Annotated in this window: 23 protein-coding genes; 15 read left to right on the top strand and 8 right to left on the bottom strand. The window is 74.2% G+C overall.

Annotation, left to right across the window (positions count from 1 at the left end; all coding sequences use genetic code 11):
- Positions 1-15: 15 nt before the first annotated feature.
- On the top strand, positions 16-990 hold the full coding sequence (locus tag ACN267_RS11130; protein WP_421488577.1) for a pirin family protein: 975 nt from the start codon (positions 16-18) through the stop codon (positions 988-990).
- A 190-nt stretch (positions 991-1180) separates the two neighbouring features.
- Here ACN267_RS11130 and ACN267_RS11125 read toward each other — a convergent pair whose 3' ends face one another.
- The gene (locus tag ACN267_RS11125; protein ID WP_281898200.1) at positions 1181-1453 is read right to left on the bottom strand and encodes a DUF2795 domain-containing protein; all 273 of its coding nucleotides are present in this window, start codon (positions 1451-1453) and stop codon (positions 1181-1183) included.
- Between the two features lie 159 nt (positions 1454-1612).
- Here ACN267_RS11125 and ACN267_RS11120 point away from each other — a divergent pair, with 159 nt between their 5' ends.
- The 5 genes from ACN267_RS11120 to ACN267_RS11100 all read left to right on the top strand — a co-directional run bounded on the left by ACN267_RS11120 (position 1613) and on the right by ACN267_RS11100 (position 5044).
- Positions 1613-2026, top strand: a complete 414-nt coding sequence (locus ACN267_RS11120) for a DUF2267 domain-containing protein (protein WP_204961100.1) — start codon at positions 1613-1615, stop codon at positions 2024-2026.
- 233 nt (positions 2027-2259) lie between these two features.
- Complete coding sequence (locus tag ACN267_RS11115) at positions 2260-3279, top strand: TerC/Alx family metal homeostasis membrane protein (RefSeq protein ID WP_204961101.1); 1020 nt, start codon at positions 2260-2262, stop codon at positions 3277-3279.
- 101 nt (positions 3280-3380) lie between these two features.
- Positions 3381-3980: a sulfite oxidase-like oxidoreductase gene (locus ACN267_RS11110; protein ID WP_088645286.1), complete on the top strand. Its 600-nt coding sequence runs from the start codon at positions 3381-3383 to the stop codon at positions 3978-3980.
- Position 3981: 1 nt separating this feature from the next.
- A complete protein-coding gene (locus tag ACN267_RS11105) occupies positions 3982-4737 on the top strand; it encodes a ferredoxin reductase (RefSeq protein ID WP_421488576.1) in 756 nt (251 codons plus the stop codon).
- A gap of 16 nt (positions 4738-4753) precedes the next feature.
- A complete protein-coding gene (locus ACN267_RS11100; protein ID WP_204961103.1) occupies positions 4754-5044 on the top strand; it encodes a DUF6510 family protein in 291 nt (96 codons plus the stop codon).
- Here ACN267_RS11100 and ACN267_RS11095 read toward each other — a convergent pair whose 3' ends face one another.
- Complete coding sequence (locus ACN267_RS11095; RefSeq protein WP_421488575.1) at positions 5045-6073, bottom strand: LacI family DNA-binding transcriptional regulator; 1029 nt, start codon at positions 6071-6073, stop codon at positions 5045-5047.
- 195 nt (positions 6074-6268) lie between these two features.
- On the bottom strand, positions 6269-7354 hold the full coding sequence (locus ACN267_RS11090) for a hypothetical protein (RefSeq protein ID WP_204961105.1): 1086 nt from the start codon (positions 7352-7354) through the stop codon (positions 6269-6271).
- Positions 7355-7610: 256 nt separating this feature from the next.
- Here ACN267_RS11090 and ACN267_RS11085 point away from each other — a divergent pair, with 256 nt between their 5' ends.
- Positions 7611-8912, top strand: a complete 1302-nt coding sequence (locus tag ACN267_RS11085; RefSeq protein ID WP_204961106.1) for an NAD(P)/FAD-dependent oxidoreductase — start codon at positions 7611-7613, stop codon at positions 8910-8912.
- A gap of 136 nt (positions 8913-9048) precedes the next feature.
- Positions 9049-9384, top strand: a complete 336-nt coding sequence (locus tag ACN267_RS11080) for a hypothetical protein (protein ID WP_421488574.1) — start codon at positions 9049-9051, stop codon at positions 9382-9384.
- A gap of 75 nt (positions 9385-9459) precedes the next feature.
- Here the strand turns inward: ACN267_RS11080 and ACN267_RS11075 are convergent, their stop codons facing one another.
- Together ACN267_RS11075 and ACN267_RS11070 are read right to left on the bottom strand one after the other, a co-directional pair.
- Complete coding sequence (locus tag ACN267_RS11075; protein ID WP_421488573.1) at positions 9460-9816, bottom strand: STAS domain-containing protein; 357 nt, start codon at positions 9814-9816, stop codon at positions 9460-9462.
- A gap of 111 nt (positions 9817-9927) precedes the next feature.
- Positions 9928-10275, bottom strand: a complete 348-nt coding sequence (locus ACN267_RS11070; RefSeq protein WP_204961157.1) for an STAS domain-containing protein — start codon at positions 10273-10275, stop codon at positions 9928-9930.
- 249 nt (positions 10276-10524) lie between these two features.
- Between ACN267_RS11070 and ACN267_RS11065 the strand changes: the two genes are divergently transcribed.
- From ACN267_RS11065 to ACN267_RS11045, 5 genes are all read left to right on the top strand, one after another.
- Positions 10525-12300, top strand: coding sequence for a SpoIIE family protein phosphatase (locus ACN267_RS11065; protein ID WP_421488572.1), 1776 nt, complete (start codon positions 10525-10527; stop codon positions 12298-12300).
- Positions 12297-13334: a cobalamin B12-binding domain-containing protein gene (locus ACN267_RS11060; RefSeq protein ID WP_421488571.1), complete on the top strand. Its 1038-nt coding sequence runs from the start codon at positions 12297-12299 to the stop codon at positions 13332-13334. Before ACN267_RS11065 ends, ACN267_RS11060 begins: the two co-directional genes overlap by 4 nt.
- Positions 13335-13419: 85 nt before the next feature.
- On the top strand, positions 13420-13767 hold the full coding sequence (locus tag ACN267_RS11055) for an STAS domain-containing protein (RefSeq protein ID WP_421488570.1): 348 nt from the start codon (positions 13420-13422) through the stop codon (positions 13765-13767).
- 128 nt (positions 13768-13895) lie between these two features.
- Positions 13896-14342 (top strand): response regulator, encoded by a 447-nt coding sequence (locus tag ACN267_RS11050; protein ID WP_204961111.1) that lies wholly within the window; start codon positions 13896-13898, stop codon positions 14340-14342.
- Between the two features lie 143 nt (positions 14343-14485).
- A complete protein-coding gene (locus ACN267_RS11045) occupies positions 14486-15001 on the top strand; it encodes an ATPase (RefSeq protein WP_281898183.1) in 516 nt (171 codons plus the stop codon).
- Between the two features lie 66 nt (positions 15002-15067).
- Here the strand turns inward: ACN267_RS11045 and ACN267_RS11040 are convergent, their stop codons facing one another.
- From ACN267_RS11040 to ACN267_RS11030, 3 genes are all read right to left on the bottom strand, one after another.
- Positions 15068-15898: a hypothetical protein gene (locus ACN267_RS11040; protein WP_421488569.1), complete on the bottom strand. Its 831-nt coding sequence runs from the start codon at positions 15896-15898 to the stop codon at positions 15068-15070.
- A gap of 274 nt (positions 15899-16172) precedes the next feature.
- Positions 16173-16598: an OsmC family protein gene (locus tag ACN267_RS11035; RefSeq protein ID WP_088645274.1), complete on the bottom strand. Its 426-nt coding sequence runs from the start codon at positions 16596-16598 to the stop codon at positions 16173-16175.
- Between the two features lie 77 nt (positions 16599-16675).
- Positions 16676-17626 (bottom strand): serine/threonine-protein kinase, encoded by a 951-nt coding sequence (locus tag ACN267_RS11030; protein ID WP_421488568.1) that lies wholly within the window; start codon positions 17624-17626, stop codon positions 16676-16678.
- A gap of 198 nt (positions 17627-17824) precedes the next feature.
- Here ACN267_RS11030 and ACN267_RS11025 point away from each other — a divergent pair, with 198 nt between their 5' ends.
- Both ACN267_RS11025 and ACN267_RS11020 read left to right on the top strand, forming a co-directional pair.
- Positions 17825-18058 (top strand): hypothetical protein, encoded by a 234-nt coding sequence (locus tag ACN267_RS11025; protein WP_204961115.1) that lies wholly within the window; start codon positions 17825-17827, stop codon positions 18056-18058.
- 154 nt (positions 18059-18212) lie between these two features.
- Positions 18213-18959 carry a response regulator transcription factor gene (locus ACN267_RS11020; RefSeq protein ID WP_204961116.1) on the top strand — a complete coding sequence of 249 codons (747 nt, stop codon included), beginning with the start codon at positions 18213-18215 and terminating at the stop codon, positions 18957-18959.
- Positions 18960-18963: the final 4 nt, after the last annotated feature.

Genomic DNA, 18963 nt, shown 5'->3' with positions numbered 1-18963 from the left:
GCATAGAGTCGGGCGGTGGACCGTACCGAATCGTTGCCGGCACAGACCCGACCACCCGGCGTCGCCGCCGAGGACCCGGGCAGCGTGCTGCTGCCCGGCCACGACGTGCCGCTGGGCCGGTACACCACCGTGCGCCGGCTGTTGCCGCAGCGGGCCCGCCGGATGGTCGGGGCGTGGTGCTTCGTCGACCATTTCGGCCCGGACGACGTGGCGCAGCGGCCCGGCATGGAGGTGCCGCCGCACCCGCACACCGGGTTGCAGACGGTGACCTGGCTGCTCGACGGGGAGATCGTGCACCGCGACAGCCTCGGCAACGTCCAGCCGATCCGTCCCGGCCAGCTCAACGTGATGACCTCCGGGCACGGCATCGCCCACTCCGAGCGGTCCCCGGCCAGCCATCCGCCGCTGATGCACGGGGTGCAGCTGTGGGTGGCGCTGCCCGACCCGGCGCGCGCCGGTGCCGCCGGCTTCGCCCACCACGCCGATCTGCCCCGCTGGCGCTCCGGCGACTGGGAGCACACCCTGCTCGTCGGCGAGCTGGCGGGCGAGGCGTCCCCGGCGGTGGTGCACACCCCGCTGCTCGGCGTGCAACTGGCGGCGCACGGCCCGGCCCCGGCGACGCCGCGCCTGCGGCCCCGCTTCGAGTACGCCCTGCTGGCGATGTCCGGCCGGGCCCGGGTGGACGGCGTGTCGCTGGAGCCCGGCGCGCTGCTCTACCTCGGCACCGGGCGGGACCGGCTGGAGCTGACCGCCGAGCCGGGCAGCCGGCTGATGCTGCTCGGCGGTGAGCCGTTCGACGAGCCCCTGGTCATGTGGTGGAACTTCGTCGGCCGCTCGCACGAGGAGGTGGCCACCGCCCGGGCGGACTGGATGGCCGGTCGGGACCGGTTCGGGCGGGTCACCGACGACCCGGCCCCGCCGCTGCCCGCCCCGGAACTGCCGACCGTCCGGTTGAAGGCCCGGGACCGCCGGGGTGACCTGCACGGTTGACCGATCCGCCCCGGTGGTGTGCTCGCCCACAGTCTCGCCGAAATCAGCCGTACGGGTGATGGCGTGACCTATGATGATCGTGGCAGCGATGCCCACCCGGTTCGGGTGGCCACCCGGCGGTTCGCCGGTGAACAGGCACGCGTGCGCCCCAGGTCGCGGTTCGTGACCCGGGGCGCCCGCCTGTTCGGGGTCAGATGCTCCGCAGGTGCTGCGCGACCCGCTGGTGCTGCTTCTCCCTCGCCTGCTGTGCCCGCCGGGCGGGGTCGACCTCCGGGGCGGGATCGATCCGGGCCGAGCGGGCCACCTCCGCGTCGTTGGCGTAGTCCACCGGCGGCAGCGCCCGCAACGCCCGCAGCACGTCAGGTGGTGCGCCCTCCCGTTCGGCCTGACGCACCACGGCGTCCTTCGCCGCCGGGTAGTCCAGGCTGGACAGGTACCGCAGGACTTCGGTCCGACTGGCCATCGGTGGGCCTCCTCGCCGCCTCGATCCGGTCACGATCGGCGGCGGTTACCCGTCCGGTGGCAGGTCACGCGCCCACGGGCGGAAAACCCCGGTGGGCGGTGTCGTTTCCGGGTCGTCCCGGCGGGTAACCGGGCCGCCTCATGTCGAAGGGAGCCCCGCATGAACTACGACACCTTCGTCGACCAGGTGGCCCGGCGGGTCCGTACCGACCCGGAGCGGGCGGTGGTGCTGGTCCACGCGACGCTGGCCACCCTGGCCGAACGGTTGACCGGGGGTGAGGTGCTCGACCTGGCGACGCAGCTGCCCGCGCCGTTGCGGCTGGCACTGCGGCCGGGCCCCGGCACGGAGGCGGCCGAGCAGTTCGGCGCGGCCGAGTTCGTGGCCCGGGTGGCGCGGCGGGCCGAGCTGGACGAACCGGCCGCCCGGGACGGGGTGCGGGTGGTCTTCGGCGTCGTGCACGAGGCGGTCAGCGGTGGTGAGTTCGACGATCTGGTGACCCGGCTGCCCCGCGACTACCGCGACCTGGTGGAGCCGGCCCTCGCCCCCGGCATGGGCGCCCCGCGCCGGGCCTGACCCACGGTCGGGCCCGGGTCGGTGGGCGGCGCACAGCGGTTGACCAGGGCAACCACGGTGGGACTGGCTTGGCGAGTCGTCCGGACCTGGCCTAACCTGGTCGGCACGAGGGGAGTACTTCCCACGAACCATTCCGGTCAGTACGGCGCGCTCCGGGCGCGCCTCGGGTGGTTGCCCACGACGAACGTGGGTGAAGGAGACCTCGAACATGGCACGGTGTTCGAGGAGGCTCCATGACCGATCTGTCGTACTTTGCCGCCGGTGGGTTGTCGTCGGTCGGCACCCCCACCCTGTGGGCGGTGACCATCGTCGGCGTGCTCGCCCTGCTGGTGCTCGACTTCCTGGTCACCCGACGCCCGCACGAGGTGTCGATCCGGGAGGCGCTGGGCTGGTCGGCGTTCTACATCGCGCTGCCGTTGGCGTTCGGCGGGTGGGTCTGGTGGCGCTTCGGCTCCCAGCAGGGCGTCGAGTACCTGACCGGCTACCTGGTCGAGAAGTCGCTGTCGGTCGACAACCTCTTCGTGTTCATGCTGCTGCTGGCCGCCTTCGCGGTGCCCGCCGTGCTGGCCCAGCGGGTGCTGCTCTACGGCATCGCCGGCGCGCTGGTGCTCCGTGCGGTCTTCATCGCCCTCGGCGCGGCGGCCTTGCAGACCCTCGACTTCGCGTTCCTGATCTTCGCCGTCATCCTCATCGCCACCGCGGTCAAACTCCTGCGCGACGCCCTCACCGGGCACGAGCAGGAGGTGGACATCAACAAGATGCGGTCGGTGCGGCTGCTGCGCCGGTTCATGCCGGTGGTCGAGGAGTACCACGGCACCCGGATGACGATCCGGCAGCACGGCCGACGGGCGCTCACCCCGTTCGCCCTCGTGGTGGTCGCGGTGCTCGCCACCGACATCGTCTTCGCGGTCGACTCGGTGCCCGCCGTCTACGGCATCACCGAGGACCCCTACCTGGTCTTCGCCACCAATGCCTTCGCCCTGCTCGGGCTGCGGGCGCTCTACTTCGTGCTGCACGCCGCGCTGAGCCGGCTGGTACATCTCAGCTACGGCCTGGCGATCATCCTGGCCTTCATCGGCGTCAAGCTCGGCCTGCACTGGGCGCACGGCATCTGGCCGGGCGTGCCGGAGATCCCCACGCTGGCCTCGCTCGGGGTCATCATCGGCGTGCTGGTCGTGGTCACCCTCACCAGCCTGCGGGCCACCCGTGACCGGGAGCCCGGCGACGCCGAGGTGGTCGTCGACAAGCACTGACCGTACGCGACCGGCGGCGGCCCGCGACGGGGCCGCCGCCGGTCGTGGCCCGGTCCGCCGGAACCCTCCCGCCAGCGCCTCCCAGGTGGTACGACTGACGGGTGGGCATCGTGTCACCGGGCTTCCAGGGCCGCCGTCGGACGACCGACCCGGCCCTGCCGCCGGGGCAGTACCTGACCGAGGACTTCCCGGTGCTGTCCGCCGGGCCGACCCCCCGGGTCCCTTTGGACCGGTGGGAGTTCGTCCTCACCACCGAGACCGGCGACGAGGTCCGCTGGTCCTGGGCGGAGCTGATGGAGCTGCCCCAGGAGACCCCCACGGTGGACATCCACTGCGTCACCCGGTGGTCGAAGTTCGGCACCAGCTGGCAGGGCGTCTCGCTGGACGTGCTGCTCGACGGCGTGGACACCGCCGCCGACTACGCCCAGGCCCACTCGTACGGCGGCTACACCACCAACCTGCCGCTGGACGACCTGCGCGACGGGCAGGCGTGGGTGGTGCACGGCTACGACGGCGAACCGCTGCCCGCCGAACACGGCGGCCCGGCCCGGCTGCTGGTGCCGCACCTCTACTTCTGGAAGTCCGCCAAGTGGGTACGGGGCCTGCGGCTGACCGTCGAGGACGAACCCGGGTTCTGGGAGACCGCCGGCTACCACGACTACGGCGACCCGTGGCGCGAGCAGCGCTACCAGGGCGACTGAGGTGACCTCGGCGGGTGGTCGGCCGGCCACGCCGCTGGGCTGGCGGGTGGCCCGGCTGGCGCAGCGCCGCGTCGAGACGCCCACCGCGCAGACCCTGGTCCTGTCGGTGCCCGGCTGGCCGGGGCACCTGCCGGGGCAGCACGTCGACGTCCGGCTCACCGCCCCCGACGGCTACCAGGCGGCCCGGTCGTACTCGCTCGCCGGGCCGGTCGACGGCGACCGGATCGCGCTGACCGTGCAGCGGGTGCCCGACGGCGAGGTGTCGCCGTACCTGACCGACACCTGGGCCGAGGGCGACCCGGTGGAGGTGCGCGGCCCGGTCGGCGGCTGGTTCGTCTGGCGACCCGAGCAGACCCCGCCCGTGCTCCTGGTCGCCGGGGGCTCCGGGGTGGTGCCGCTGATGGCGATGGTGCGGGCCCGCCGGGCCGCCGGCAACCGCGCGCCGTTCCGGCTGATCTACTCCGTCCGCACCCCGGCGGACGTGATCTACGCCGACGAGCTGCGTACCCGGGCCCGCGACGACGCCGGCCTGGACGTCAGCTACGTCTACACCCGGCATGCCCCCGACGGGTGGCGGGGCGAGCCGCACCGGATCGGGCTGGCCGACGTGAACACCCACGGCTGGCCGGCGGACCTGGAGCCGCTGTGCTACGTCTGCGGCCCGACCGGCTTCGTGGAGACCGTCGCGGACCTGCTCGTGGGGCTGGGTCACCCGACCCGCCGGGTCCGCACCGAACGGTTCGGGCCGACCGGCTGACCGGCGAGGAGAACCGATGACCGAGATGTCCTACCTGGACGGCAACATGCTCGACGGGCCGCTGCGGGAGCTGTTCGCGGTGGACCTGAGCGCGGCGACCGGACGGTGCGCGTCCTGCGGCATGGTCGGCCCGCTGGCCGGCCTGCGCGTCTACGCCCACGCCCCCGGGCTGGTGGGGCGCTGCCCGGCCTGCACCGAGGTGATGCTCCGGCTGGTCCGGGCCCCCGACCGGGCCTGGCTGGACCTGCGCGGCGCCAGCTACCTCCGGGTGCCGGTGCCGCCGACCACACCGCCGTCCCTGCGCTGATCAGCGCGGCGCGGCGGCGACCGACGCCCGGCGCACCAGCTGACCCGGCAGGGCCACGTGCCGGGCCACCCGACGGCGGGCGCCCTTCGGCCGGTCGAGCAGCTCCACCATGGTCTCGACCGCCCACGCGCCCATCCCGTGGTGCGGCAACGCCACGCTGGTCAGGGCGGGGAACAGCCCGTCGGCGACGACCTCCTGGTTGTCGTGGCCGACCACCGAGAGTTCCTGCGGGACGCGCAGACCGAGTTCGGCCGCCGCCCGGTAGACGCCCATCGCCATCGCGTCGGTGAAACAGAACAGCGCCGTCGGGCGGTCGGCCGCGGCGAGCAGGGCCCGGGCCGCCCGGTGCCCGCCGACGGGGTCACCGGCGTCGGCGCGCACCAGCTCCGGCCGGTACGGCACCCCGGCCGCCCACAGCGCCTCCCGGTAGCCGAGCAACCGGCCCTGAGCGGCGGGGACGTCGTCGACGGTGGTGACGAAGCCGATCCGCCGGTGCCCGTGGGCGAGCAGCTCCCGTACCGCCGTCGCCGCACCGCCGCGCTCGTCCGGCACCACCGAGGGGATCGTGGCGTCGGCGCTGCGGGCGTTGAGCAGCACCACCGGCATCGGGCGCAGCTCGTCGGGGACCCGCACCACCCGGTGGTCCGTGGTCGCGTAGAGCACCCCGTCGACCCGGTGCCGGGCCAGCGCCCTGATCTCCCGCCGTTCGACCTCGGGATCGCGGCCGGTGGTGAGCAGCAGCACCCACCCGCGCGCCGACGCGGTCTCCTGCGCGCCCAGGACGAGCCGCCCGGCCCGGCCGGTGGCCGCGACGACGTCACCGAGCAGCCCCAGGGCGTACGACCGTTGCAGCCGCAGTCCCCGGGCCAGCCCGTTGGCCGCGTAACCGAGCTGGCGGGCCACCGTCTCGACCCGTTCCCGGGTCTGTGCGCTGACCCGGGTGCCGGACGTGTTGTTCAGCACGTGGGACACGGTGGTCACCGAGACGCCCGCGGCGGCGGCGACGTCCCGGATGCTCGCCTTCGGCATCGCTTCACCTTCGCGTCGTTCGTGGCTCGGCCGTCGGCCCGACGGTCCGACAACGCTAGCCGACCGGATCCACCCGTGGAGATCACCAGCGGCCCACTTGCGGGATGGTCGCCCGGCGGTGCCGGCGGGTCGCCGGGCGGTGGTCCGCCCACGCGGCACCGCCCGCCGGCCCACCGGCGGGCGGCACCGTCCGGTTCAGATCCGCGAGGTGAAGGCGACGAGCACCTGGTACGGCGCGGGCGTGCCGGTGTTGTCGAAGCAGATCACGTCCACCGGGGCATCCACCGCGTACGACCACGGCTGGGTCAGGTTGCAGTAGTTCGGCCCGGTGCCCTGCGCGGTGACCTGGGCGTGCGTCTCCTTCTGCCCGAGCTGCTTGAAGGTGACCAGGTAGCGGCCGGCCGGGGCGAGCGGCGCGATGGTGTTCACGCCCACCCCGAGCTGGGAGTTGTCGTTGGTGGGGCCGCCCGCCGCGCTGGCCAGGTGGCCGAAGAACGTCGGCGGGGCCAACGACCCGACCACCGACCGCCCCCGGTGGTAGGACAGGGTGAAGTCGGTGTTCACCGGCGCGCCGGCCTGGTCGAAGCAGAACACGTAGACCAGCACGTCGGAGCCGGAGGCGCCCCACCTGGCGACGGTGCACCGGCGCGGCGCGGCGTTCGGCTGGATCGCGGTGGCCTGCACGTTGCCGGCGAGCACCCCGGCCAGCCCGACCCCGGGCAGCTTCACCGACCACTGTCCGACGCCGACCGGGGCCAGCGCGGCGGGGGCCCCGGTCGACACGTACGACTGGACCAGGCCGCTGACCCCGCCCTGGACGTAGGCGTGTGCGGTGCCGGCCGGCAGCACCCCGGAGCTTGCGGTCCACAACACGGTGAACCGGCTGTCGTCGCGGGTACCGCCGGGGGCGAAGCACTGCACGTCGACGATCTCGTCGGTGCCCGACTGGAACCAGCGCACCACCGTGCAGTAGTGCCCGGCCCGGTCCACCGGGGTCACGTGCGGCACCCCGCGCGCACCGGCGCCGATCTGCGGGAAACGCACCTGGAACCGGCCCGGGGCGAGTTTGATGCCGGTGGCCCAGGCGGCCGGGAAGGCGGTCTTCCAGGTGCCCCACTGCCGGCTCGTGTCCAGCACGGTCCAACTGGTGACGGTGGGGTTGTCGACATAGGCGAAGCCCCAGCGGTCCGCGGTGGCCGCCGTGGCGGGTGCGGTCGGCGCGAGCCCCACGGCCGCCAGCAGGGCGGCCAGTACGACGGCGACGACACGACGAACTCTCATCTGTCCCTCCTTGGTGGTGGTCGAACAGGAACTCAGCGTGAGCGGAGGGTGCACCCGAAAGCAACGGTGTCGGCTACCCGGTGTGACTACAGTCGGGAGCCCGTCACTGAGGTATCAAACGGGCCGCGACGGCCTCGTCCACCGGGGCCGTGGGCGGCGCGGACGGTGGCCCCGGGTCGCCCGCCGCCCGCCCCGGCGCGCGGGTGCCGGGGCGTCCGACACGTTTGTCGTGCGGACCGCCGGGAAGGGAGCGGACATGACGAAACCTCGGGTGGTGATCGTGGGGGCCGGTTTCGCCGGTTACCACGCGGCGAAGACGTTGCGTCGGCTGGCCGGCGGGCGGGCCGAGATCGTGCTGCTGAACTCGACCGACTACTTCCTCTACCTGCCGCTGTTGCCCGAGGTGGCCGCCGGGGTGGTCGAGCCCACCCGGATCTCGGTCCCGCTGACCGGCACCCTGCCCGGGGTCCGGGTGGTCGTCGGCGAGGCCGACCGGGTCGACCTGCGCCACCGCTGGGTCGGTTTCACCAACCCGGAGGGGGAGCGGGGTCAGCTCGCCTACGACCGGCTGGTGCTCTGCGTCGGCAGCGTCAACAAACTGCTGCCCATCCCCGGTGTGACCGAGTACGCCCACGGTTTCCGGGGCCTGCCCGAGGCGGTCTACCTGCACGACCACGTGGTCCGCCAGATCGAGCTGGCCGAGCAGGCGCAGGACCCGGCCGAGCAGCAGGCCCGCGCCACCTTCGTGGTGGTGGGCGCGGGGTACACCGGCACCGAGGTCGCCGCGCACGGGCAACTCTTCACCGACGCGTTGCACGCCCAACGTCCCCGGTTGACCGTCCGGCCCCGGTGGATGCTGCTGGACGTCGCCCCCCGGGTGCTGCCGGAACTGGACGAACGGATGTCGCGCACCGCCGACCGGGTGCTGCGCCGCCGGGGGGTCGACGTCCGGATGGGCACCTCGGTCGCCGAGGCCACCGCCGACGGGGTGCACCTCACCGACGGCGGGTACGTTCCGACCTGCACGCTGGCCTGGTGCGTCGGGGTCCGCCCCGACCCGTTCGTGGCCGAGTTGGGCCTGCGTACCGAGAAGGGCCGGCTGGTGGTCGACGAGTACCTCAACGTCCCCGGCTTCCCCGAGGTGTACGCCTGCGGCGACGCCGCCGCCGTGCCGGACCTGACCCGGCCCGGGCAGCTCTGCACGATGACCGCCCAGCACGCCCAGCGGCAGGGCAAACTCGCGGCACACAACATCGCCGCCTCCTACGGGCACGGCAGGCGTCGCCCGTACCAGCACCACGACCTGGGCTGGGTGGTCGACCTGGGCGGAAAGGACGCGGCGGCGAACCCGCTGAAGGTGTCGCTGTCGGGGTTGGCCGCCAAGGCGGTCACCCGGGGCTACCACCTGCTGGCGATGCCGGGCAACCGGGCGCGGGTGAGCGCCGACTGGGTGCTCGACGCCGCGCTGCCCCGCCCGGCGACGCAGCTCGGCCTGGTCCCGGCCCACGCCGTGCCGCTGGAGAGTTCCTCACCCGAGGTGCCGGTGCGCACCCGCTGAGCCGGTGCCGGCCGGACGGCCCCGGTACGCCCGGGGGCCCGGCTTCACTCCCGTGGGGTGAGGGGTGCTCACCCGTCCGGGACGGACCATCGGGGCGACCGGAGGTCTTCCGAGGAACGCGGAAGGGTAGGTCGTCATGAAGAGGATCGTGGAGATCGTCCCGGCCCGTCCCGGCTGGTACTCCCGCTGGCAGGTCGGCCCCGAGGTGACCCGGTGCTACCCGGTGAGCCTCTGGGCGCTGGTGGAGGAGGCCGACGGCTCGGGCCGCGAGGTGGTGGGGATGGACTGCGCCGGGCAGTGGCCCGGGGCGGAGCACAACGAGTCGGGTGGGGGATTCGTCAGGTACCTGTTCCAACTGCCCGATTCCGGTCCTCCGGAGGACGTCGAACCCCCGTCGTCCGCCGCGTCCCGGTCGACCGGGACGCGCCGGCAACCGGCAGTCGAGGCGCAGGAGGCCGCCGTCAGCGCGTGACGGCGAGCCGCCCGGGCCCTCCTCCCGGCCCCCGGCCCCTGGTCCCAGGGTCGGGGGCCACTGCGGCCGGACGGTTCAGCCCACCTCGGGGACGTCGTCGTTGACGCCGGCCGCCGGCTGCTCCTGCCCCGCCAGCAACTCGGCCAGGCCGGTGCGGTCGAGCAGTTGCTGGAGCCGGGCGTTGACGCCGGTCAGCCGGACCGGGCCGGCCCCACCCTGGCGCAGCACCACGAACGCGCTCAGCCCCGACGAGTCGCACAGACCGACCCCGCTGAGATCGATGACCAGCGCGCGGTGACCGTCCGCGCGGACCCTGGCCGCCGCCTCGACCAGCTCCGGCGCGGTGTCGAAGTCGAGGTCGCCGGTCAGCCGCAGCCGGGCGGTGCCGGCGTCGGGCCGGGTCACCTCGATGGTCAGAAGCTGCGGGCGCATGCCCCCATGTTCCCAGCATCAGGTGATCGGGAAACGCCGGGGTTCGCCCGGCGGTCCCCCCGCAGGCCCGCCCCGGGTGCGCAGCCCCGGTTTCTGCGCCCGGTGACCGGTTCAGGCGGACGCGGCCCGGTGCTGCGGCGCGGGGGCGGACTGCGGCGGCACCTGACGGGCCAGCAGGCCGGTGACCCCGGTCATGTCGAGGATGGTGGTCAGGAAGCGGGGGACGGCCCGCAGCCGGACCAGCGTCCCGACCCGTTGCCCCTCCCGCCAGGCGTGCACGATGACCGACAGGCCGGTGCTGTCGATGAAGGTCAGCCCGGAGAAGTCGAAGACGACCACCGCAGGGCGCTCCACCAGCAGCCGGTCCACCTCCACCCGCACCGGTCGGGAGGTGGCGTAGGCCAGCTCACCGCCGACCGACAGGACCGGCGTCGCGGGGTCGGAACGGTCCACCGACATCGTCAACGGGGCGGTCTCGGGTTTCCTTCCAGGGGGCACCACAGCACGCCTTTCCGCAGGGCCGACGGTCGGGCCGGACTACGCCGGATCGTAACAACCCGCCGGTGGGTCCGCAGGGGTGCGCGTGCGCGCAGGACGCCGTGCGGTGGCGGTGCCCGCGTTCCGGCGTAGGCTGGGCGGAACAGATTGGAACATACGACCTACATCCGGGATGTGCCGGATGGCGACAGGGGGAGTGGGGCTCAGCTGGTGAGTGCTGCCGACGTCAGGGGCTTCGAGCCGGGCGACGGACGGATCTCCACGCCGAGTGCCGGTCGGGCCGCGGCGCGGTCCGTCGGGCTGCCGCCGTTGGCCCCCGACCGGAGCGGCCCCGACCCCGTCCGGGCCGACCCGGACCGCGTCGACCCGGCCTGGCCCGAGGTCGTCGAACACTTCCGGGAGGGCCTGGTCGTCTGCGACGCCGACGGGGTGGTCCGGCACGTCAGCCCGGTCGCCGGGCGGCTGCTGCCCGAGGTGACCCCCGGCCGTCCGCTGGCCGCCGCCGGTCTGGCCGTGCTGACCGCAGCCGCCGCCGAGCCCGACGGGTTCGGGCACCACGGCCGGCGGCTGCGCATCCGCCGGGTGCCGCTGTCCGGCTCCCGCAGCTGCCTGTACGTCGAGGACGTCACCGACATCGTCTCCCGGGCCGACGCGCTGCTCGCCGAGCGGGCCCGGTCGGCCTTCCTCGCCGTGGTCGGCGAGAAACTGGGCAACCCGCTGCATCCGGACCGGGCCGCCGCCGCCGTGGTCCGGCTCACGGTGCCCACCCTGGCCGAGGTGGCGGTGCTGGTGCTGGCCCCCCGCTCCGGGCGGGCCCGCTGGTGGCGGGCGACCCGGGCCGACGACGAGTCGCCCACAGTGGACAGCGGCATGCTGCCCGCCGCCACACTGCCTCCGGCGATCGTCGAGGGGTTGTCCGGTGTGGAGCCGCACACCGTGGACTGGCTGGCCGACCAGGCGGTCGAGGCCGGCTGGCTGCCGGGGCTCAGCGCCCGCGAGGTGACCGCCCGGGTGGTTCCGCTGCCCGGCCGGGACGCCCCGGCGGGTGTGCTGCTGGTGGCCCGGCGTACCCGCTGGTATGACGACGCGGACGTGGAGCTGGTGCGGGCCTTCGCCGCCCGGGCCGGCGCGGCGCTCACCACCGCGGTGCTCTACCGCAACCAGGCCGAGGTGGCCGACACCCTGCAGGCCAGCCTGGTGCCGGTGGAACCGGCCGAGGTGGTCGGGGTGCAGTGGGGCACGGCGTACCGGCCCTCCCAGGCGAGCCTGCGGATCGGCGGCGACTTCTACGGCGCGCACCGGCTGGCCGACGGCGGTGCGGTGTTCTTCCTCGGTGACGTCTCCGGCAAGGGGGTGGAGGCGGCGGTCTTCACCGGCCAGCTCCGCCAGTGTCTGCAGGCGCTCTACCGGGTCGAGTCGCGGCCCGGCCGGCTGCTCAAGCTGCTCAACGACGCCCTGCTGGAGACCACCCAGGCGCACGGGCAGGGCCGGTTCGCCACCATGGTGCTCGGGGTGGTGCGTCCGCACCGCGACGGCGGACTGTCGCTGACCCTGGCCGGTGGTGGGCACCTGCCGCCGCTGGTGCTGCGCGACGGCGGCGAGGTGGAGACGGTACCGCTGAGCGGCATGCTGATCGGCGTGGTGCCCGACCCCCGCATCGGCGAGGTCACCGTCCGGCTGGCGGTGGGGGAGACCTGCCTGCTCTACAGCGACGGGGTCACCGAGGCCCGGGGCGGTCGGCGCGGCGACGAGCAGTTCGGTCAGGACCGGCTGGTCCACGTGGTCACCGGGTGTCACCGGATGCCCGCCGCGGCGCTCGCCGAGCGGGTCGAGCAGGTCACCTGCGACTGGCTGGCGCACGGCGACCACGACGACATCGCGGTGCTCGCGCTGCGGGCCACCGCACCGGGTGGCCGCTCCCGGCGGCACCTGCACTCCGTGCCGGCTGTGCCGGACCCGGCCGGGGAGAGGACGTCCCGACCGTGACCGTCCCCGCCGACCCGTACCGGGCCTTCGGCGACTTCCTCGCCTGCCTGGAGGAGGCCGACGAGTACGGCGCGATCGAGGTGGTCACCGGGCTGCTCGACGTCGGCGTCCCGGCGGAGCGGGTGCTGCTCGACCTGGTCGCCCCGGCGCAGACCGAGGTGGGCGAGCGGTGGGCCCGCAACGAGTGGAGCGTGGCGCAGGAGCATGCCGCGACGCACATCAGCGAGCGGGCGGTGGCGGCGGTCGCCGGGTACGCCGATCCGCGTCCGACCCGGGGCCGGATCGTGGTGGCCTGCATGGACGGTGAGTGGCACGCCCTGCCGCCCCGGCTGGTCGCCGAGGTGCTGCGGCTGCGCGGCTGGCAGGTGACCTTCCTGGGGGCCAGCGTGCCGGCCGCCCACCTGGTGTCGTACCTGCACCGGCACGACGCGCACGCGGTCGCGTTGGCCTGCGCCCTGCCGATGCGGTTGCCGCAGGCGCACCGGATGGTCGAGGCGTGCCGGCGTTCGGACGTACCCGTGGTGGTCGGTGGGCGTGGGTTCGGCCTGGACGGCCGGTGGGCCCGGCGGCTCGGGGTCGCCTGGGCCCCGGACGCCCCGGGCGCGGCCGACCTGGTCGCCGACGAGCGGGCCCTGCGCCGGGTGCCCCCGGCGGACCTCGCCCATCTCGCCGACGACGAGTACGCCAGCCTGGTGAAGCGGCGCGGCGAGCTGATCGACTCGGCGGTGGCGGACCTGCGGGCCCGGGTGCCGTCGGTGGGGGAGTACACCCCGGCGCAGTGGGACGCCACGACGGGCGACCTGGGCTACATCGTGGACTTCCTGGCCGCCGCCGTCTACGTCGACGACGCGGCGCTGTTCACCGACTTCGTGTCGTGGCTGGTGTCGATCCTGACCAGCCGGGGGGTGCCGGCCGGGTCGGTCGCCGACACCCTGGGTCACTACGGGCGCGTCCTGCGTGACTTCCCCCGGGCGGCGCGGTTCCTGGCGCTCGGCACGGCGGCGACCGTGGCGTCCGGCGGGGTACGGCACTGACGCGCCGCGCGGGCCCCCCGGGGAACGCTGCGTATACTTGCTGCACTGCAAGGGTCTGCCTGTGGTGGGAGCGAGAGGGACGACGTTGACCTTCACCGTGACGCATGCCGGGCGGGACGACGGCGGCGTGTGTCTGCGGCTCGCCGGCGAGCTGGACCTCAGCTCGGCCGGGGCACTCAACACCGAGATCGACCGGCTCGCCGCGGACGGTGAGCGGCACCTGCTGCTCGACCTCACCGAGCTGACCTTCTGCGATTCCACAGGCATCGCGGCCTTCGTCCGGGGGGACAATCTCGCCGCCGCCCGGGGTGGCTGGCTGCGGCTGTGCGGGGCGACCGGCCGGGTGGACCGGGTCCTCCAGATCACCGGCCTGGCCGACGTGCTGCTCTTTCAGCCCGACACCGCCGACCCGCGGTCGCCGTCCACCCGTTGATGGGTTAAATTTCCCCGCCAGCGGCTGACCGCGCAGTTCCCGCGCCGCGGGTGACCGCGTTCGGTCGGGCCGCCAACGGGGTACCGAGACCGTCGTCCCCCGCTCGCCGACACAGACAGGTTGGACCCATGGACCGAGGCGCCACGAACCCCGTCCGCATCCTGGTGGTCGACGACGACCCGGGTGACGTGCTGATGATCGAGGAAGCCCTGGCGGACTCCGGCATCGCCAAGGTCATCGACGTGGTCGGTGACGGTCAGGAGGCGATGGAGTTCCTGCGGCAGCAGGGGCGGCACGTCGACGCCCGGCGACCCGACGTGATCCTGCTCGACCTGAACATGCCCCGGATGGACGGGCGGCAGGTCCTCGGCGAGGTGAAGCAGGACGACGACCTGCGCACCATCCCGATCGTGGTGCTGACCACCTCCAACGCGGACACCGACATCGTGGGCAGCTACAGCCTCCAGGCCAACGCCTACGTCACCAAACCGATCGACCTGGACGACTTCAACGACGTCGTACGCCGGATCGACGAGTTCTTCGGTCGGGTCGTGGTGCTGCCGAAGCGTTCCTGAGCAGCCCGGGGCGTCCCCCGAACGACGGTCTCGGGAGCCGCCCCGCAATTGTTGAACATTTTTCTCGAACCGCCCCGGGGGTCGTCGGCTGGCGCGAGGATCGAGCTGGGACAGACGTACCAGCTTCCTGGGGGGCGACACGTATGAGGTTCTCCGTCGTTGAGTCCGGCTACGACCGGCGTCAGGTCGATTCCTGCCTGGACGAGCTCGGAGTCCGGTTGACCCGCCTCGCCGCGCGGGCGGAGGTGATCGCCGACGCGGGGCGGGACTGGGACCAGATCCGCCAGGAGACCACCCTGCTCCTGGCGCTGGTCGACCGGCGGCGGGTCGACGCCGACCGGGGCGCGGCCCGGCCGGCGGCCGACGAGCTGCTGGCCCGCGCCCGCGCCGAGCTGGACGCCGCCCGGGAGGAGGCCCGGCAGTTGCGCGAGCGGGTGTACGCCGAGGCGGTGCAGGCCCGCCGCGAGTTCGAGGCGTCGCTGCACGAACGGCGGCACCGGGCGGCCCGGGTCGACCAGATCCTGACCGGGCTGAGCGTCGACCCGGTGCCGGTCGACACCCCGACCGCAGCCGCCGGGGGTGTGCCGGCCACCCGGGTCGCCACCGGCACCGACGAGGTGACTGTCGACCAGCCGGAGCCGGGCACCCGGGTCGCCTGACCGGACACCCTGCCGGCCGTGGCCCGGCCCCGCCGCCGCCCGACCCGCGGTGCCGACAGGGCCGGGTCAGGTCAGCGCGTCGACCACGGTGGTGGCCCGGTCCTCGTGCCGCGCGTACGCACCCGGGTAGGCGGAGATCTGCACGGCCTGCGCGGCGGCGGTGATGCTGAGCTGCCGCCAGCCGGGGATCTCGGCCAGCGCGGAGTAGAACGCCCGTGCCGCGTAGGCGGGGCGCATCAACTCGGCGACCGTGCCCCAGCCGCTGCTCGGGCGCTGCTGGAACAGGCCCACCGAGTCGTGGTCCGAACCGCTGCCCTGGTGCGGGTGCTCGTACGACTCGGGCAGCACGTCGCTGGCGAGGTTGTGCAGGTCGCTCTCCTGCATCGCGGTGGCGACGGCGACCACCAGGCCCCGGCGCGGCACCCCCAGCTCGACGCCGACCTCGACGATCACCTGGGCGTTGGCCATCTGTAGCGGGGTGAGCCCGGCGACCGGGCGGGGCCGGGCCGGCCGCTGGGGTTTCGGTGTGGCGGTGCGGCTCGCCGACGGGGCGGGGTCGGCGGAGGTGGCGGTGCCTGACGGCAGGGCGGTGCGCTCCCGGGCCCGGGAGGCCCGCTGCTCGTCGGTGGCCCGGTCGGCCAGCACCTCCTGCACCGGCCGGGGCTGCCTGTCGACCCGGTGCGTCCCGGCCAGCGCGACGAGCCCCAGGCAGCAGGTCACACCCCCGACGAGGGCGATCCGGGCGGGGGTCGAGGCGAGCGCGGCACGGGCACCCCGGCGGGGCGGCTCCGGTGCGCGGTGCCGGCCGATCCTCCGTTCGTCCGAGGCCACCGGGGTCGAAGGGGTGGTCGGGCGGTTCCGGGGCGGTTGCCGCGCAGCGGTCTCGTCGGGGTGCACCCGACGAGGTTAGAGAGGTTTCGGCCGCAGACCGGCGGCGGTATGGGTGGCCTACGCCACAATCGGCCGGAATCCGCCCGGATATTCCCCGTATCGCCTTACCAAAGCCGCGAAACGGTTAGGCGGTACTTGTCGGTCCTGACCGTCGAAGTACGGAGGAATCGGGCGGGCAGCGGCCCTGGCGGTGCCGCCGGACGGGCCTCCGCCGAACGGGTGAGCCGGTTCCGCCGACCCGATGGGACCGGCTCACCCGGACGTGGCGGGATCCGCCGGTTCAGTGCCTGCCGTTCTCGGCCGCGCTCACCGTCAGCCGGTGCCGGCTGCTGTCGTCGCTGGAGAACGGCCACAGCCGGTCGGCGTACGCGACCAGCTCGGCCAACTGCTCCCGGCTCAACCCGGCCGAGGAGATGCTGGCGTGCACGTCGGCCCGGTACCGGCCGTCGTCGTCGCGCCCCAGCTTCGCCTCGGCGGTCACCTGCACCGTGTGCGCCTCGTCGGTGATCTCCCCGGCCGCCTCGACCGCCGCGTGGTGCAGGCAGGAGGCGAAGGCGGCGGCCAGCAGCTGCTCCGGGGTCAACCCGGTGCAGTGCGGTGCGAGCGGCGACGCCAGCGCGGTGGACAGTTCGCCGTCGTCGGTGCGTACGTGCCCGCCCGTGGCGGTCGCGCTGGCCTCGTGCAGCCAGGAACTCGGATCCGGCATCGCGTTCCCCCCTCATCCGTCGGCCGGGTTCCCGGCCACGAACGGGTGAAACGCCCGGGACACGCCGACGGCCGGGATCAGACCTGTCCGGTCCGGGACCAGTCGGGCACCGCCACCGCCTCGGTCGCCTCGGCCGCCGCCCGTTCGGTCCACGGCGACACCGGCGCGGCGCGGGGCCGGGGCACCGAGGCCAGCATCGGCACGTAGACCCGGGCGTCGACCACCTCCGCCAGCTCCAGGGCCGCCACCAGACTGGTGGGCCGCTCGCGCGGGTCGTCGGCGAGGCAGCGCCGGCACAGGTCGGCCACCTCGGGCGGCAGCCCCGCGACCGGCGGCAGCGGCTCCGGCGTGATCTTGCGGCGGGACCCGACCAGCTGGGTGGCGGTGGTCCCCGCCGCGTACGGCAGTCGTCCGGTGAGGCAGTAGTAGAGCAGGACACCGAGGGCGTACATGTCGGCGGCGGGGGTGGCCGGCTGCCTGTCGAACTGCTCCGGCGCCAGGTACGCCGGGGTCCCCACCAGCATGCCGTCCGGGCTGTGGTCGGGCGCTCCGGCCGGGGTGGCGATACCGAAGTCGAGCACCTTCGCCCCCGACGGGGTGAGCATCACGTTGGCGGGCTTGACGTCGCGGTGCACGATCCCGTGGGCGTGCGCCGCGGCGAGCGCGGCGGCCACCTCGGCGCAGACCCGGACCGCGATCCGCCAGTCCAGCGGGCCGGCCCGCAGGTGCGCGGCGAGGGTCTCGCCCTCCACCAGCTCCATCACGATGTACGGCAGCTCCCGGCCGGGCAGGGACGTCGAGGTGCCGAAGTCGTGCACGCTGGCGACGTTCGGGTGCACCAGCCGGGCGGCGGACCGGGCCTCGGCCCTGATCCGTTCGACCGAGGTCTGCTCACCCCGGTGGGCGGGGGACATCAGCTTCACCGCGACCGGCCGGTCCAGCACGACGTCGTGGGCCCGCCAGACCTCCGACATCCCACCCATGCCGATGCGCTGTTCGAGCTGGTACCGCCCGGCCAGCGTCCTCATCGACCCGCTCCCGTCCATGCCGACCGCGTCGCCGGGGTGGCGATGGCGCTGTCGAGCCGGTACCCGGCCGCTGCGCTGGGCAAACCGTGCCCGCTGCGCCCCGGACCCGGGTGGACCCGGTCGAGCCACCCCGGCCGGGCCCCGGGTGCGGTAGCTTGCCGTCAGTGGCCCGCGACCGCCGGCCGGAGGGAGGCCCCGATGGGCGAGGTGACCGTACGCTTCGTCGGCGGGCCGGCCCACGACCTGGTCCGTGTTCTGCCGGCCGACCCGGCCGGGACGCCGCCCGCCCGCTGGGTGCTGCGCCACCCGGACGCCCCACCGGCCCCCGGCGGGGGCGGCCCCGACCACCTCTACCAGCGGGACCAGCCGGCCGGCGACGACCACTGGACGATGTCCTTCGTGCACACCTACCCGACCGGTATGAGCCAGTAGCCGCCCGCCGTACCGGCCCGTCGGTGGCCGGGTGCGATCCGGGGAACCGCCCCCCGACGCCGCCCGGCCGGGTACGGTCGAGTGGGGCCGCGCGCACAGCGGGCGCACAGGATGGGCACAGGGCAGCGCCAGTAACCGGTCCCACGATGGGGGCATGGTGACCGAGGGGCAGACCGCACCGCACCGGATCGAGTTGCGCCGCCCGGACGGCGAACCCGTCCGGGTGCTGGTGGTCGACGACGAACCCACCCTGACCGACCTGCTGTCGATGGCGCTGCGCTACGAGGGCTGGCAGGTGCGCAGCGCGGGCAACGGGATGGCGGCGCTGAGCGCGGCCCGCCAGTTCCAGCCCGACGCGGTGGTGCTCGACGTGATGCTCCCCGACCTGGACGGCTTCCAGGTGCTGCGCCGGTTGCGCGAGCACACCCCGACCGTGCCGGTGCTCTTCCTGACCGCCCGCGACGCGGTCGAGGAACGCATCGCCGGGCTTACCGTCGGCGGCGACGACTACGTCACCAAGCCGTTCAGCCTGGAGGAGGTCATCGCCCGGCTGCGCGCCCTGCTGCGGCGTACCGGCTTCGCGGTGACCGCCCGGGACGAGGCCGTGCTCACCGTCGGCGACCTCACCCTCGACGAGGACAGCCACGAGGTACGCCGGGGCGACGATCTGATCACCCTGACCGCCACCGAGTTCGAACTGCTGCGCTACCTGATGCGCAACCCGCGTCGGGTGCTCAGCAAGGCGCAGATCCTGGACCGGGTGTGGAACTACGACTTCGGCGGGCAGGCCAACGTCGTCGAGCTGTACATCTCGTACCTGCGCAAGAAGATCGACGTGGGACGCGCGCCGATGATCCACACCCTGCGCGGCGCCGGCTATGTCCTCAAGCCCGCGCCGTGACCCG

This window comes from Micromonospora sp. WMMD734 (genome assembly GCF_049178975.1).
In the GTDB taxonomy this organism is placed as follows: Bacteria; Actinomycetota; Actinomycetes; order Mycobacteriales; family Micromonosporaceae; genus Micromonospora; species Micromonospora wenchangensis.
The sequence above is the reverse complement of the archived record's forward strand: the minus strand, read 5'-3'. Positions and strand labels throughout refer to the sequence as shown.

Coding starts and splice junctions, on each gene's coding strand:
- ACN267_RS11090 (WP_204961105.1), bottom strand. CDS start 7,354: ATGAGAGTTCGTCGTGTCGTCGCCGTCGTACTGGCCGCCCTGCTGGCG.
- ACN267_RS11095 (WP_421488575.1), bottom strand. CDS start 6,073: ATGCCGAAGGCGAGCATCCGGGACGTCGCCGCCGCCGCGGGCGTCTCG.
- ACN267_RS11035 (WP_088645274.1), bottom strand. CDS start 16,598: ATGCCGGATCCGAGTTCCTGGCTGCACGAGGCCAGCGCGACCGCCACG.
- ACN267_RS11115 (WP_204961101.1), top strand. CDS start 2,260: ATGACCGATCTGTCGTACTTTGCCGCCGGTGGGTTGTCGTCGGTCGGC.
- ACN267_RS11025 (WP_204961115.1), top strand. CDS start 17,825: ATGGGCGAGGTGACCGTACGCTTCGTCGGCGGGCCGGCCCACGACCTG.
- ACN267_RS11125 (WP_281898200.1), bottom strand. CDS start 1,453: ATGGCCAGTCGGACCGAAGTCCTGCGGTACCTGTCCAGCCTGGACTAC.
- ACN267_RS11080 (WP_421488574.1), top strand. CDS start 9,049: ATGAAGAGGATCGTGGAGATCGTCCCGGCCCGTCCCGGCTGGTACTCC.
- ACN267_RS11075 (WP_421488573.1), bottom strand. CDS start 9,816: ATGCGCCCGCAGCTTCTGACCATCGAGGTGACCCGGCCCGACGCCGGC.
- ACN267_RS11045 (WP_281898183.1), top strand. CDS start 14,486: ATGAGGTTCTCCGTCGTTGAGTCCGGCTACGACCGGCGTCAGGTCGAT.
- ACN267_RS11050 (WP_204961111.1), top strand. CDS start 13,896: ATGGACCGAGGCGCCACGAACCCCGTCCGCATCCTGGTGGTCGACGAC.
- ACN267_RS11120 (WP_204961100.1), top strand. CDS start 1,613: ATGAACTACGACACCTTCGTCGACCAGGTGGCCCGGCGGGTCCGTACC.
- ACN267_RS11085 (WP_204961106.1), top strand. CDS start 7,611: ATGACGAAACCTCGGGTGGTGATCGTGGGGGCCGGTTTCGCCGGTTAC.
- ACN267_RS11100 (WP_204961103.1), top strand. CDS start 4,754: ATGACCGAGATGTCCTACCTGGACGGCAACATGCTCGACGGGCCGCTG.
- ACN267_RS11070 (WP_204961157.1), bottom strand. CDS start 10,275: ATGTCGGTGGACCGTTCCGACCCCGCGACGCCGGTCCTGTCGGTCGGC.
- ACN267_RS11020 (WP_204961116.1), top strand. CDS start 18,213: ATGGTGACCGAGGGGCAGACCGCACCGCACCGGATCGAGTTGCGCCGC.
- ACN267_RS11030 (WP_421488568.1), bottom strand. CDS start 17,626: ATGAGGACGCTGGCCGGGCGGTACCAGCTCGAACAGCGCATCGGCATG.